This is a genomic window from Burkholderia sp. COPS (assembly GCF_019425585.1).
GTDB classification, from domain to species: domain Bacteria; phylum Pseudomonadota; class Gammaproteobacteria; order Burkholderiales; family Burkholderiaceae; genus Burkholderia; species Burkholderia cepacia.
The window spans coordinates 1-13,066 of record NZ_WIXR01000027.1 but is presented as its reverse complement, the minus strand read 5'-3'; the positions used below and the strand labels follow the sequence as shown (position 1 = coordinate 13,066).

At 64.8% G+C, this 13,066-nt stretch carries 10 protein-coding genes and 1 pseudogene; 3 read left to right on the top strand and 8 right to left on the bottom strand.

Annotation, left to right across the window (positions count from 1 at the left end; all coding sequences use genetic code 11):
* Positions 1-410: 410 nt before the first annotated feature.
* The 3 genes from FOZ70_RS23620 to FOZ70_RS23610 all read left to right on the top strand — a co-directional run bounded on the left by FOZ70_RS23620 (position 411) and on the right by FOZ70_RS23610 (position 3,223).
* Positions 411-1,571 carry a porin gene (locus tag FOZ70_RS23620; RefSeq protein WP_219706889.1) on the top strand — a complete coding sequence of 387 codons (1,161 nt, stop codon included), beginning with the start codon at positions 411-413 and terminating at the stop codon, positions 1,569-1,571.
* A complete protein-coding gene (locus FOZ70_RS23615) occupies positions 1,571-1,747 on the top strand; it encodes a hypothetical protein (RefSeq protein WP_219706887.1) in 177 nt (58 codons plus the stop codon). Before FOZ70_RS23620 ends, FOZ70_RS23615 begins: the two co-directional genes overlap by 1 nt.
* Before the next feature lie 237 nt (positions 1,748-1,984).
* A complete protein-coding gene (locus tag FOZ70_RS23610; protein WP_124842409.1) occupies positions 1,985-3,223 on the top strand; it encodes a transglycosylase SLT domain-containing protein in 1,239 nt (412 codons plus the stop codon).
* 51 nt (positions 3,224-3,274) lie between these two features.
* Here the strand turns inward: FOZ70_RS23610 and FOZ70_RS23605 are convergent, their stop codons facing one another.
* The 8 genes and pseudogenes from FOZ70_RS23605 to FOZ70_RS23570 form a co-directional block, all read right to left on the bottom strand.
* Positions 3,275-5,398, bottom strand: coding sequence for a DUF2235 domain-containing protein (locus tag FOZ70_RS23605; protein ID WP_219706885.1), 2,124 nt, complete (start codon positions 5,396-5,398; stop codon positions 3,275-3,277).
* A gap of 5 nt (positions 5,399-5,403) precedes the next feature.
* On the bottom strand, positions 5,404-5,883 hold the full coding sequence (locus FOZ70_RS23600) for a DUF3304 domain-containing protein (RefSeq protein ID WP_042973214.1): 480 nt from the start codon (positions 5,881-5,883) through the stop codon (positions 5,404-5,406).
* Positions 5,880-6,266, bottom strand: coding sequence for a DUF805 domain-containing protein (locus FOZ70_RS23595; protein WP_219706883.1), 387 nt, complete (start codon positions 6,264-6,266; stop codon positions 5,880-5,882). The genes FOZ70_RS23600 and FOZ70_RS23595 overlap by 4 nt, the downstream gene beginning before the upstream one ends.
* Positions 6,263-7,153 carry a DUF4123 domain-containing protein gene (locus tag FOZ70_RS23590; protein ID WP_258025709.1) on the bottom strand — a complete coding sequence of 297 codons (891 nt, stop codon included), beginning with the start codon at positions 7,151-7,153 and terminating at the stop codon, positions 6,263-6,265. The genes FOZ70_RS23595 and FOZ70_RS23590 overlap by 4 nt, the downstream gene beginning before the upstream one ends.
* Before the next feature lie 5 nt (positions 7,154-7,158).
* Entirely contained in the window at positions 7,159-9,975 is a 2,817-nt protein-coding gene (gene vgrG, locus FOZ70_RS23585; RefSeq protein ID WP_219706879.1) for a type VI secretion system tip protein VgrG, read from the bottom strand.
* A 68-nt stretch (positions 9,976-10,043) separates the two neighbouring features.
* Positions 10,044-10,946 (bottom strand): hypothetical protein, encoded by a 903-nt coding sequence (locus tag FOZ70_RS23580; RefSeq protein ID WP_219706877.1) that lies wholly within the window; start codon positions 10,944-10,946, stop codon positions 10,044-10,046.
* A gap of 34 nt (positions 10,947-10,980) precedes the next feature.
* Positions 10,981-11,907 (bottom strand): hypothetical protein, encoded by a 927-nt coding sequence (locus FOZ70_RS23575; protein WP_219706875.1) that lies wholly within the window; start codon positions 11,905-11,907, stop codon positions 10,981-10,983.
* Positions 11,904-13,066: pseudogene (locus FOZ70_RS23570) on the bottom strand (type VI secretion system tip protein VgrG); the annotation flags it as partial. The pseudogene FOZ70_RS23570 and the gene FOZ70_RS23575, both read right to left, overlap by 4 nt.

Genomic DNA, 13,066 nt, shown 5'->3' with positions numbered 1-13,066 from the left:
AACCGGATCGACGACCGGCGTGCCATGCGCGCCGCGACAACACGACAGGAAGGGTGGCGCCGCCGCGATGCCGTCGCCCGACGCGTCGTTAACACATTCATTACACCGCGGCCAAATCGATTCATTAAATAGTTATTTGACGGATCGATAACAATATCCGAACCACCTCGACTCCCCGTCGAATCGGTCGAAATTATCGCGAGATATGCAAGCCGGAATGGCCAAATCGCGAAATGACAATCAATTGATACGCAATTTTCAATAATTCAAATCCCTCGATCGTCGAGACTGGAGCACATCCCTGTCTGCCTCAAGCCACAAAAGAGAATTTCGTTTTTCCGTTTCAATCGCACTCGGTAGTCTCCTGCCATTCCGGATCACGAACACAAGCCAATGCGCAAGGAGATGAAATGAAACGCACGACCCTCTCGCTGATTTCGATCGCGTCATTCGCGGCGATACCCGTCGCGCATGCGCAGTCGAGCGTCACGCTGTATGGCGTGATCGACACGTCGATCACCTACGTGAACCATGCGCAGGGCAAGGACAACGCGTGGATGCTCGGCAACAGCAGCGCGGGCAACCTTGCCGGCAGCCGCTTTGGCGTGAAAGGCACCGAGGATCTCGGCGGCGGGCTGAAGGCGCTGTTCCAGCTCGAGAACGGCTTCGACCCGAGCAACGGCCGGCAGGGCCAGGGCGGCCGCATGTTCGGCCGGCAGGCGTTCGTCGGCCTGACGAGCGACCGCTACGGCACGCTCACGTTCGGCCGCCAGTACGATCCGCTCGTCGATCTCGTGCAGAGCATCACCGCCGACAATTATCTCGGCAGCGTGTTCGCAACGCCCGGCGACGTCGACAACTACGACAACAGCTTCCGCGTCGACAACGCGGTGAAGTACACGTCGGCCGTCTATGCGGGCCTGCAGTTCTCCGCGATGTATTCGTTCGGCGGCATCGCCGGCAGCACCGGCGCCGCGCAATCGTATTCGGCCGCCGTGTCGTACAACAACGGGCCGTTCAGCGTCGCGGGCGGGTACTTCCACGCGACCAACAGCCCCGCGTCGAACACGCTGCGCAACGGCTGGACCAGCTCGTCGGACGGCACCTTCGACGGCCCGATCAACAACGGTTATGCGAGCGCGCACTCGATCGGCATCGCGCGCATCGCGGGCCAGTACGTCGCCGGCCCGTTCACGTTCGGCGTCGGCTACAGCAACGCGCAGTACCGCCGCGATGCGAGCTCCGTATTCAACTCGAACGAGCACTACAACACCGGGCAAGGCTTCATGAACTACCAGGCGACGAACGCGCTGCTGGTCGGCGTCGGCTACAGCTATACGCGCTCGGGCGGCGACACGTCGGCCACCTATCACCAGGTATCGGCCGGCGCGGACTACAACCTGTCGAAGCGCACCGACGTCTACCTGACTGCCGCGTACCAGCACGCAAGCGGCCGGACCGGCGACGGCAACGGCGGCTCGATGGCCGCGCAGGCGTCGATCGGTTCGTATGGCTACGCGGGCATGAGCTCGCAGACGATGGTCAACCTCGGCCTGCGTCACCGCTTCTGATGCAGAACGGCCGGCTGTCCGCCGTGCGGCCGGCCGAATCCGCATCGGCCGATACGGCGGCACCGGCCGCCGGCGTGTTTACCGATCGCCTTTTCATCGCCCGTTTCACCGCGGGTATCGGCTGCCTGCCGATTTTCATCCGGTTTGATTCAGCACCGGTTTCCCGGGATGAATGACGCGATGCGTCAGTATTCCGGCGCCGCCATTGCCCCGGCATTCACCGGGAAATCCGGCCATATTTACCGATAATGCTTCGCCGGACGCCGTGATCGGACACGATAAAAAGGCGTGTCGGGCGCATGCGCAAATGCAAAGGAAAGTTTGACGCGAGCCATTTGCCTGCTCGCTATGGCAAACTTCGCGTCTCGCGTAATTTCCTTGCACCGGGCGCCCGGATTCCGCCCCATCCTGCCATGCCGCGTCAGACCACCCGTTCGATCAGCCGAGAAACGCTGAAAATCGCCTCGACGATTGCGCTGTCGTGCGCACTGCACGGCGTCGCGCGGGCCGATTGCCTCGACGACGCGGCCGCGTTCCAGCATGTGAGCGTCAGCCTGATGCGCGGCATCGCGCAGGTCGAGTCGGGCATGAACCCGAACGCCGTCAACACCAACACGAACGGCACGGTCGACATCGGGCTGATGCAGATCAACAGCACCTGGCTGCCGACGCTCGCGCGCGAAGGCATCACGCGGGAGAGCCTGTTCGATGCGTGCACGAACGCGTATGTCGGCGCGTGGATCCTGTCGCAGAACATCCGCCAGCTCGGCGCCAACTGGAACGCGATCGGCGCGTACAACTCCGCGTCGCCCGACAAGCGCCTCGCGTATGCGCGCAAGGTCTATGATGCAATCCGGACCATGCCGGATTCGCCGGATACTCCCATGCCCATCCTTCCACCGTCCTTTACGCCGCCGCAACAGGCCCAGGCGTACAACCCGTTCGCGAGCCTGAGCGTGTCCGCCCCGCAGCAGGTCACGCGCCCGCGCACGATCTCGTCGGCTCCGCCGCCGGCGCCCCCGCAGGGCGGCCCCGCCGGCCCGGCCGGCACGTACAACTTCGGCTGGACGGTCACCGGAGCGGACCAGGCCAAGCCGACCCAGGTGTTCGACGACGGCGCACGGGTCTACGTGCAGTTCAGCGACATGAAGCACCTGCCGGCGATCTTCACCGAAACGTCGTCGGGACGCGTGCTGATGTCGTGGGAGCTGCAGTTCCCGTATGCCGTCCTGACGCGTCCCGCGCAAACGTTAATCTTCCAGCTCGGGCCGTTCGAGGCGCGTGCGCAGCGTGGCGGAGCCGGGACGACGGCGCAGGCAACGGCTGCGGCGGGAACGCCGCGTTCGGGCGCGACGGCGGCAACGGCTGCCGCCGCGCCGGCTGCGAAACAGGCGGCAGCGAATGCGTCGACCAGGCGGACCGCATCGTCCGATGCGCTCTGGTACATCGACACGGCGTCGACGTCGGGTTCGGCACCGACCGCGAGTACCGCCAATGCGTCGACGGCATCGCCCCCGTCGACTACGCCGGCGACGTGGCCCACCGCGGTGACGTCGAACACGCCGCCCCCCGTTGCGACGCCTCAGGTGCCGGCCACGACGAAGCCGGCCGCGCGCGTCAGCACCGACGCGCTCTGGTACATCTCGAAGTAACGCACGGGCCGGCCGCGCGTCGGCGGCCGGCGTGGGTCGGCGGCCGGCCGACTATCGAACGACCGTCGTGCCGGACGGTGCGGATACGGTCGACACCAGCGAGTGGTACACGTCCGCGACGCGATCCAGGAAGGACTTGTCGGGCGCGGTCGCGATCTTCTGCATCGCCCGCGTATTCATGTAGTTCTTGATCGACACCAGGTGGCTCCACACGGCCTCGATATCGCTCTCGGCCATGCTGTCGTGCACGTGCTTCACGAACAGCGGATACATCGCTTCGACTTGCGGCAGGCGCTCGCCAGGATTGTTCCACAGCCAGAACAGCGCCTGCGCCTGCGGGTCGGTATTGAACATCGACGCCGGCAACTCGCCGTCGAGCTGCTTCATCGCCTGCTTCCGATCGAACCCGTATCCCGGGCGCGTGCCGTGCTGCTTCTGGTAGTCGATTTCGCGCACCAGCTTCTCGTAACGGCCGTACGCCAGCGGATTCGCCGCGCCACCGAGCCACCCCGGCTTGCGCTGTGTCGCGGCCGTGCGATTCTCGGCCCGGTCGTACCACATGCGCAGCCACTGGATGTACACGACCATGTGGCCCTTGAGCTCGCCCTGGATGTCCTTCGGCAGGTCGGTCACGACGACCGGGCGCGGCGGCGTCCGGTCGGGCACACGGCAACCGTCCGTCATGTCGGGCAGCGGCTTCGGATTGAGAAAATCGAGCGGCCCGGTCGACGGCCTGGGCGCCGCCGACGGATAGCCGATGCCGGCGCCCAGCGGCGACAGCGGCGGAATCTCGCGCGTCGTCGCCACGAGCTTCTTGACGGTCACCCGGTAGTCGAGCTGGAAGGCCTGGACCTCCTGCGGCGCGACGATCTGCTGATACAGTGCGCCGTCCTCGTTCGCCAGCGCGGTCAGGCTCGGCATTGGAATGCCCGCGCCGTATGCGCGGTGGTACATCATCTCGAGCGGCACGCGCGCAAGCTTGTCGGAAATGCCGTCCTCGCCTTCGATCGCGCCGCCGCCCACGTCCACCTGCGCGCCGGGAAAGAGGCGCTCCTGCCGCCTGCCGCGCATGTCGGCCGGATCGACGCCGAGCATCGTCAACGGCTTGTACACGCGCAGTTCATGCGCGGCCGCATAGTGCACGCATTTCTCGATGTCCGGCGACAAGATCAGATCCGAAGACACCGCGTTGCTCAACGGAATGTAGCCCGTCAGCAGGTTGTCGTCGAAACGGTTCGTCACGCAGTCGAACAGGCCCATGAACTTGATCTTGACCGCCACGCCGTCGTACTTCCCGCCTTTGCAGGTTTCCTCGAGCAACCGTTTGGCAAAGGCCAGCGCGAGGCCGCCGCCCATGTCGTAACCGAAGATCGCGACATGAATCTTGTTGATCGTGCCCGCCTGCTTCGCGCCCGCCACGGCCGCCTTGAAATCTTCGTCCGCCGCCTTCAGGCGCGTATCGACGCCGGTATTGAACAGCGCGGCGCCGAGCTTCGTGTCGCGCGAGAGCTGGAACGACTCGGCCAGCGCGCCGAGCGTTTCCTTGCCGACCTCCTTCAGGACCGTCTTCGGAATCCGGTACGGATACTTGACGACATCGCGCCAGAACCCTCGCCATTCGCGCTTCAGGTAACGCAACGCGCGGTTCTTTTCCGCCCCCGGCCGCGCGACCGCTCGCTCGAGCCGCTTCCGTGCGTCGCCCACGCCTTCCTTCGCCTTGTCGAACACCGTGCCGACCGTGTCGCCGACGCGGCCGCTCAGCGTGGAATTTCCCTTCCTGCCGCTCTGCTTCCACGCGTCCTCGACCGTCTTCATGCCCTTCTCCTTGGCCTTGTCGACGGTCGTCTCCTTGAGCTTGTCGCCGGCCTTTTCGCCGGCGGTGTCGAGCGCCTTGTCCTTCAATACCTGCCGAAGGACGCCGGCTTCCGGGTCGAAATCGGCGCCGAGCCCCGGATAGTAGAAGCGCCGCATGTTCTTGTTCTTCTTGTCGTATGCGGCGTTGAACAGCTTCAGGATATTGGTTCGTGGTCCTTCCTTGTCGCCGAAACCGAATCCGTCGAAATAGAAGCTGACCCACAGCATGTGCTCGCATGCGGGGCACATCTGCTCGGCTTCCGCCTTGACGCGATCCGTCTCCGCGCTTGCGGCGTCCTTCTTCAGGTTGATTTCGGCCATGGCGCTCACTTCTCCTGGGTCGGCTTGAGCTCGGGTGCGTTCATGTCGTCGACCCACTGCAGCTCGGCGGTACCGTTCTTGCGGAAATACACGCGCAGATAGCGCGACGTCGGCGATTCCGGCTGCGGAATGGTCACGTCGATCGTCTTGCGCTCCGGCTGGATGCCGCGCTGAATGTCGGCCAGCGGTTGCGCGAATTCCCAGTACAGCTTCACCTTCTGCCCCGGCGTCACCTTGCAGCCACACGCGAAGCCGCCGCCGCCGCCGAATGCCTCGCCGTCCTCGCGCGCCGCCGGATTGCCGAAGCACCCGGACTTGTGCTCGTTGTCGAGCCAGAATTCGTGCAGCTTGCGGCCGTACTCGTTGTATCCGGTGACGCACACGTTATGCGGCTCCGCCGACACGTCGACGCCGTGCTTGCTGCATGCGGCGAGCACACCGAGCCCGACCAGCGCCAAAACGTGCATCCCTGCCCTGAATTTCATCGATACCCTCGCAAACTTGCGTCGTTGTTGCCTTCACCGCGCGACGGCGGATCGAACCGGTTATGTACGTCGTCGCCACGGACGAACCCGTTCATCGCGATCGCGACGAACGCGCCGACGACGGGAATTGCATGGACGAGCGTCCACCACCCGGACTTGCCGATGTCGTGCCAGCGCCGCACGGACACCGCGACCAGCAGCCAGATCATCACGATCGCGAATGCCCATCCGGCAAGGTCGACGATCGTCTGCGCACGCTGCGCGGCGGGCAGATCGGCGAGCCCGTCGAACACCGAACCGACGACCAGCAACGGCACCGTCACGCTCCACCATTGCATGCGCCCGGCCCGGCCGCGCAACGAAAACAGCGCGGGCACGTTCATCGCTGCGCCTCCTGTTCCGTCGCGGCATTCGCTGCCTCGCCGTGCTCGAGCAGGCGATCCAGCAATGCGTCGCACAACGCGTCGTGATCGTGCCGATGCGCGGCGATGCACTCGGCGACACTCGCATCGTCGAGCCGCACGTGGCCGACCATCGCGAGCGTCGCGCCAATCCGGTAGGCGAGCCTGTCGTCGTTCAGCCCCTGTGCATCCAGCATGCCGAACAGTGTGAGCATGCGCGCGTATGTGTCGAACGGATCCGCGTCGGCCGGGATCCGGCCGTTGCGCCGCAACTCGGCCAGCACGGCGTCCGGCCGGCTGCCGCGGCGCAATGCGTCGAGCTCGCGGGCGTCCACGCGCGCGTAGAAGATCCGCTCGTGCCGGCGAGGATGCCGTACCGTACCGACGGTTCCATCGCGACACACCCAGGTCCACGACACGCACGGCGACAACAGCGCCTGATAGCGCGACCCGGACAGTGCGCCGGCCAGCGTCTGGAACACCGCCGCATCGTAGAACCGCAGCAGGCCGTCGCGATCGTCGGGCAACGTCACGCGCGTCCGGATACCAAGTTTCGGCGCGAGTTCGTCGAGCGGATAGATGCTGACCAGCGACAGAAACGCGAACGGCCGCCGCGCGAACTGCCGTTCGAGCAACGCCGACACGTGCGGCGCACGATAGTCGCACACCAGCGCGCAGACTTCCGGGTTGCTCGCTTCCGGCTGACCGGCGAGCAGGTTGTGAACCCGCCCTTGCGCGATCAGCTCGCGCCACGGCGCCGCGTTGATCGGCAGTTGCGAAGCATCGGCCAGCAGATAGCGATGGGTATCCGGAAACGCCATGTGCTCCGCGGCGGCCGTCGTTTCCCAGGTCTGAAGCAGCGTTGTCATCGGCGTCACCCGCGCGTGGCGATCGCTTCGTGGCGATGCGCGAGATCCCGCATGCATTCGACGCACGCGGGCTTGTTCATCGACGGCAGCTGCACGTTCGCGGAACGCGGCCCGGCCAGCGTGTGCTGGGCCGCATGAAACGTCGCCTTGCCGGGCGCGCCGATCACGATGTCGTTGCCTTCCATCTTCAGGAACGCGTTGGCGGCCGTCAGCAGCAGCCGCTTCGGCGACTGCAGCGCGACGCTCGCCTGCGCGCTCGACACCGTCACCGCGCGCTGCGCATTGGCGTCGAGCGTCCCGGCGTTCTGCGCCTGCACGGTGACGGCGCCCGTCGCCGCGTGCAGCGCGATGCCGACGGCCGGCACCGGGCGGCTGCCGCCCGAGGTGCCGTGCGTGTACAGCGCGATGCCTTCCTTCGCGACGATGCTCGACTTGCCGTGGACCGTAACCTGCACGTCGCATCCTGCGCTCAGCGCGGTTTGCGTGCCCGACGCCCACACGTGGCTTCGCGCGGTCATCGCGACGACGCCGGCCTCGCCGTGCGCGACGAGATGCGGATGCTGCCACGCAACCGCACCGCCGCCGCCGGCGCCGCCCGCGCCGTTGCCTTCGCGCGTCGCGCCGATCGACACCTCGCTCTGCTGCAGCCCGTCGATCGCCGCGAGCGGTGACGCGGCGCTCGCGCCGGCACTCGCGACACCGGGCTGCACCGTGCTCACACCCGGCTCCGCCCCCTGCTTGCGCGCGAAATCCGCGAGCCCCTGAAGCATCTCGCGTTGCTGCGCGAGCACCTGGCTCGCCGTGCTCGCGTCCATCTGGTTCACGCCCGGCGCCGTGCTGATCAGCAGGCCGGCACCGGCGCGCAGCGCAGCGGCCGCCTGCGTCGACAATTCGGCGCCGTAGCCGCGATCGGCCAGACGCCGGTTGTCCTGCACCTGCTTGATGTGGCCGAGCGTCAGGCCACTGCCGTGATCGGTCGTGTAAAGGCGCGCACTCGACTGGCCCGCCGTATCGTCGAGCATGAATTGCCGCGAGCCGCCCGCACCGGTCTGGCTCGCGCTCATGTCCTGCGTCTTGAAGCCGGTCAGCACGGCCGCATGGTCGTTGCCGGCAAACCAGGCCGCCGCATTGGCCGTGCTGCCGCTCGGGCCGCCCGCGAGCGCATTGTGCTGCGCGTCGGCGTTGCCCCGCCCGTTGTACAGCGCGGCGACCGCAACCGGCCGGTCCGGCTGGCCTTCCAGCCACTCGGTCCAGACTTCCTGGCCGACGCGCGGTACGCTCACGCCGCCCCAGTTGTCGCCGCCGACCGGTGTCACCATGCGCGTCCAGGTGCCGGCGCCACGATCGGCCGGCGCATTCGCCGCGCGCGGATGCGCTTCGCGACTCGCGGAATTCTGCCCACGCTGCGCGTGATGCTGGATCCGGATCCGGTGATCGCGTTCGGTGTGAACCGGATCGCCCGCGCCGACCACGACGGTTGTCTGTGCGCCCGGCATCACCGCGACCGGATGCACGCGCGCACCGTGCCCGTTCGACGCCAGCGGCCGATAGGCCTGGTCGAACGGCAACGCGGCGAAGCGGTTCCGGTACACCTCGTTGCCGTCCACGAGCGCGCCGCCAGCGTGCGTCGTGGCGTCGATTGCCGCATGCAGCGCCTGCGCGCCGCCGTATCCGACTGCCTCGCCGGGTGCGGCGTCGGGCATCGACGGAATCTCGCCCAGTCGCTGCGCGATCGCACCGTGCACGTCGGCGCCCACGTTCGCACGCGCGTCGTGCTCGACACGCAGGCACACGAACGTGCGCGACGCATCGAGCGACGGATGCTGCGACATCGCGAAGTGCAGCCCCGGCCGCAGATCACGACGCGTACCGCTGCCTTCGGCCTGCAGCGCCGCCACGCGCTGCGCGTCGAGTTGCTGCTGTGCGCGCTGTTCGCCGATCCCGGTGGTCTGGAACGCGTACGGGCCGGCGACGTCGCGATCCTCGCCCGGCACGACCGCGCCGTTCGCGCGCACGCCGGATGGACGAGTCGACAGGCTTCGATGATCCCAGCTGGCGCGCGCGACGCTGCCGATGCGCCAGCGGCGCGCGTTCAGGAAGTGCCGGATGCCGCCGCGCGGATCGCCGTCGCTCGTCTGGTGGAACCCGACGACCTCGGGTTCAGCCGGGTCGAAACGCTGGTTCGTATCGGCGAGAACGAGCGTGTGCTTGCCGAGGTTCGTCGACTGCGCGTCGCCCTCGTGTTCGAACCAGTAGAAGATGCCCTCTTCCGCCCACAGACGTTCGAGAAACGCGAAGTCCGATTCGCCGGCCTGTGCGGTCAGGCTGCGGTTCGCATATCGCGTGGGGGCGGCGAGCGCCCAGCGCCAGGCCGGGGCGACCGCGCCACGCGCGTAGTGCGCGAAAACCTGTTCACTGATCTCGACCACGCTCGCGTTCACGAAGTTGTAGCTGTCGACGCGCTGCTGCAGCAGCGCGAGCCACGGTTCGACGACGAGCTGCACGCGCGCGAGCCCGCCGTTGTAGCCGACAAGCTCCGCGGCCATCACATGGCCGTGGAACGGGCGCCGTGCGTCCTGCCCGTCGGCGGCCTGCCATTCGATCAGGATCGGCGCACCGATCAGCTTGTCGAGCGGCACGTCGGGACGCTCGGTCAGCGCGGTGACCTGGAACCGGAAGCCGCCGTGATCGAGCGACTCCCATCCGTGCAGGCTCTCGGCGACGAGCTTGTCCGCGCCGAGCGGCGTGGTCAGCCACAGAAACCGGTCGTGCTGCGACCAGCCGCGGAAGAACGCCTGGATGAGGTCAGATTGGGTCGGCATGATGGGTGGGTTCGGGGTTCACGGGGGGGGTACGTTCAGTTCCTGGAGTCGAAGCATCGGGTTACGCATTACCGTTCGGTCAAATCGACGTCGGACAGTTTGTCCATCCGTATGAATGCTTTGCCTTTCATTTCCGAGGGCGACTGGATGTTGACATTCGCTTCGCCAAACATCTGATAGGTGCCCCCGGGGATCTGTTGCCGCGATGCGCCCGGATCGAACGTCAACGCATCGTGCGGCACGACGAATTCGACCTTCACCGACTGCCCCGGTTTGACCGAAATCACCGACGCATAGGCGCGGGAAGCGGCACTCAGGTACTTCTCGACCAGTGCGACCTGGAAGCGCGCTCCAGCGTCGTTGCGCGCGCTGGTCAGAAAGTATTGCCCGTTCAGGAGCGCGCGCCGCGGCAACCACTTCTCCGGGCCATCGATGACCACTTCCTGCGTCCCGTCGTTCCCGAACACGACATCGACCACCAGATTCCCCGCTTCGGAACGCGCGGCGAACGTCGGGTGCAGATTGATTTCCGGCGTGCCGTGATCCAGCAGATCCTGCGCAAGTTCGTAAAGAAACGACAGCTTTCCGTTGATCTCGTCGCTGGATCGATATTGAAGCTGCCCCTGGTAATGCGTTCCATTCCGATCGAACGAATATGCGAGGACCGATCCGACATTCCGGCCCGGAACCGAAGCGATCTCGTTATTGGCCAGAATCCGCTGCATCTGCTCGATTTCCGGCCGGTAACGATCGTTCAGTTCTCCCGTGTATTTTCCGATTCCCACATACTTCGCCGGCGGCATGAGATCAAGATCCAGCCCATGCGAATAGTAGGCGACACGATTGCCGTCAAACGTGAAACCCAATGGAGGCGCAGGCTTGATCTGCCCCGGGCTGCTCCGGATTTCGAAATGACCATGCTCGTCGCGCGCAGACGCCATGTCCGTCGCGCAAGGAAGCAATGCCACCAACACCAGGATTCGTATAACGCGCATCACGTCAGGGTCACTTCCCCGTCAGGTTCACGTTTTCCAACCGATTCGTCGGCGTGAAGATCCGTCCGTCCATTTCCTGCGGACGCAGGATGTCGACGTTCATCTTGCCGGCGAAGACGTAGGTGCCGGGCTCGACACGGCGCATCGGCGAATTGGCGTCATAGGTCAGATCCGCGTAAGGCACGAGGAATTCCATCTTCTCGGGCTGACCGGGCTTGACGACGATTTCGCGCCGATTACGACGCGATGCGTCGTTCAGATATTTGCTGACAAGCCTGACGTCGAAACCCACGAGTTTGTTGCCGCCGCTGATCTCCATGTATTGCACATCGGGCCTCGCCAGATCTGGCGACCAACGATCAGGACCGTCGATCGCCACATCCTGCTTGCCATCGTTTGCGAACGTCACGTCGACGACAAGATGGTCGGCAGTGGATCGCACCGAAAATTCCGGACGAAAATTGATCTCGTGCGTACCACGCGCCAGCAAATCGTGGGCAAGGTCATAAAGCACCGAAAGGTTCTTGTTGAATTGATCGTCGAACTGATAGTTGTACGTGCCCTCGTAATGGTGGCCGTCCTTGTTGAACGAATAGACAAGCACGGACCCCTTGTTGATTTCGCGGATCTGGGGGATTGTCCTGCTGCTCAACGTCGCCTTGACCATATCGACATGCTGGCGATAGGTTCCCGTGAGATCCGCCGTATATTTCCCGATTCCGACGTAACTCGATGGCGGCAGCGGGTCGATGTCCCGCCCACGCGAAAAGTACGACACCGTTCGACCATCGGCCGTGAAGACCATCGATGGCGAAGGATTGAGCTGTCCCTGTCCGCTACGAATCTCGAAATAATCCGGACGATCATGTGCAAGCGTCATTTCCGCCACCCCGAAAGAAATCGTTGACATCACCAGGAACAAGATCGAGCGCTTCATTTCAGCACCTCCCATTCAATCCCGGTTTTCTTGTTGAACCAGTTGCGGAAGCCGTACATGTAGTACTTCGCAATTTCCGGCTTCTCCGTGTACACCCCCCGGCCCATCAAGTTCGTGGGGGTCTCGCGCTGCCAGTTGTCGACAAGCTGGGCCATCTTCACGTCGACCAGGTGTTGCGAGTTGATGTATTTGCCATACACCGACCCGCCATCCAGGAAATACTCATCGGGCCAGCCGAACAGGTGGCCGGCCTCGTGCACGATCGTATGTTGCGTTTTCAGCGGCACGTACCGATTCTCCCGGCCGTTCCACTGGACGTTCACTTCCCCCCAGTTCCCCGAATCCGCCCGGGTTGCCATCGGAAACAGATTGACCTCCGCATGGCATCGCCCAATTTGAACCAGTTCGACTTCCAGTCTCAGCTTGACCTTGCACGTACATGCACTACCCAGCGGGCATTCTTTCGGCTGCATCGAATAGTTCCCTCTATTCAGCCCGTCCTCGATGCGCTTCTTGAAGCTCGACGATATGGGACCCAGACCACCCGGCCGGTCCACGATCTTAATCACCAGGTCTTTACGGTTTCCATCGCTATTGAACGGCACCGAGAACGGTTTTCCTGTCGATGGATCCATGTAGACGGTTCCATCTTTGATCCAGTACTGGTCCTTCAGGTTGATCTTGATATAGATCATCGCCGTTACGGTCGCCGTCGCGGGTGCGTATCCGATGTCGTACGAATCCTCCGTGCCGGACATATTCAGCCAGATTCGCTTCTTGTCCTTGAGTACCGCCTTGCCGTCCTCTCCCGTCTGGAAATAGCTGACGCATCCGGCATCAACGGTATGAAGCTCGGTGGGAATCGCGGGGACGTGAAGATTGCACGGCCCGCTTTGCGCTGCCGGGCCTTTCTTCGGCATGCCTTCCAGTTCGCTGGACACCGGCGGCGGAGTCGAATAACCGAGCGACGGGCCGGGCGCCGCATTTTGTCCCGACGAAGCGGGTACCGGTGCAGGCATGGATCGACTCGACTCATCTGCCAACGCGTGCGGGACAAGCGGCAAGCTACCTGCTCCCGGAGCCGGCATGTCGGCCATCAAAGCCGTCGCGCCCGACGCTGCCCCGCTCCATGCCGCCCCGCCTGCCGCCCCCGCCGCAC

What these genes read in the sequence shown, in the direction of transcription:
- FOZ70_RS23610 (WP_124842409.1), top strand. Translation starts at nt 1,985, where the DNA reads ATGCCGCGTCAGACCACCCGTTCGATCAGCCGAGAAACGCTGAAAATC.
- FOZ70_RS23575 (WP_219706875.1), bottom strand. Translation starts at nt 11,907, where the DNA reads ATGAAGCGCTCGATCTTGTTCCTGGTGATGTCAACGATTTCTTTCGGG.
- FOZ70_RS23590 (WP_258025709.1), bottom strand. Translation starts at nt 7,153, where the DNA reads ATGACAACGCTGCTTCAGACCTGGGAAACGACGGCCGCCGCGGAGCAC.
- FOZ70_RS23615 (WP_219706887.1), top strand. Translation starts at nt 1,571, where the DNA reads ATGCAGAACGGCCGGCTGTCCGCCGTGCGGCCGGCCGAATCCGCATCG.
- FOZ70_RS23595 (WP_219706883.1), bottom strand. Translation starts at nt 6,266, where the DNA reads ATGAACGTGCCCGCGCTGTTTTCGTTGCGCGGCCGGGCCGGGCGCATG.
- FOZ70_RS23620 (WP_219706889.1), top strand. Translation starts at nt 411, where the DNA reads ATGAAACGCACGACCCTCTCGCTGATTTCGATCGCGTCATTCGCGGCG.
- FOZ70_RS23605 (WP_219706885.1), bottom strand. Translation starts at nt 5,398, where the DNA reads ATGGCCGAAATCAACCTGAAGAAGGACGCCGCAAGCGCGGAGACGGAT.
- FOZ70_RS23600 (WP_042973214.1), bottom strand. Translation starts at nt 5,883, where the DNA reads ATGAAATTCAGGGCAGGGATGCACGTTTTGGCGCTGGTCGGGCTCGGT.
- vgrG (WP_219706879.1), bottom strand. Translation starts at nt 9,975, where the DNA reads ATGCCGACCCAATCTGACCTCATCCAGGCGTTCTTCCGCGGCTGGTCG.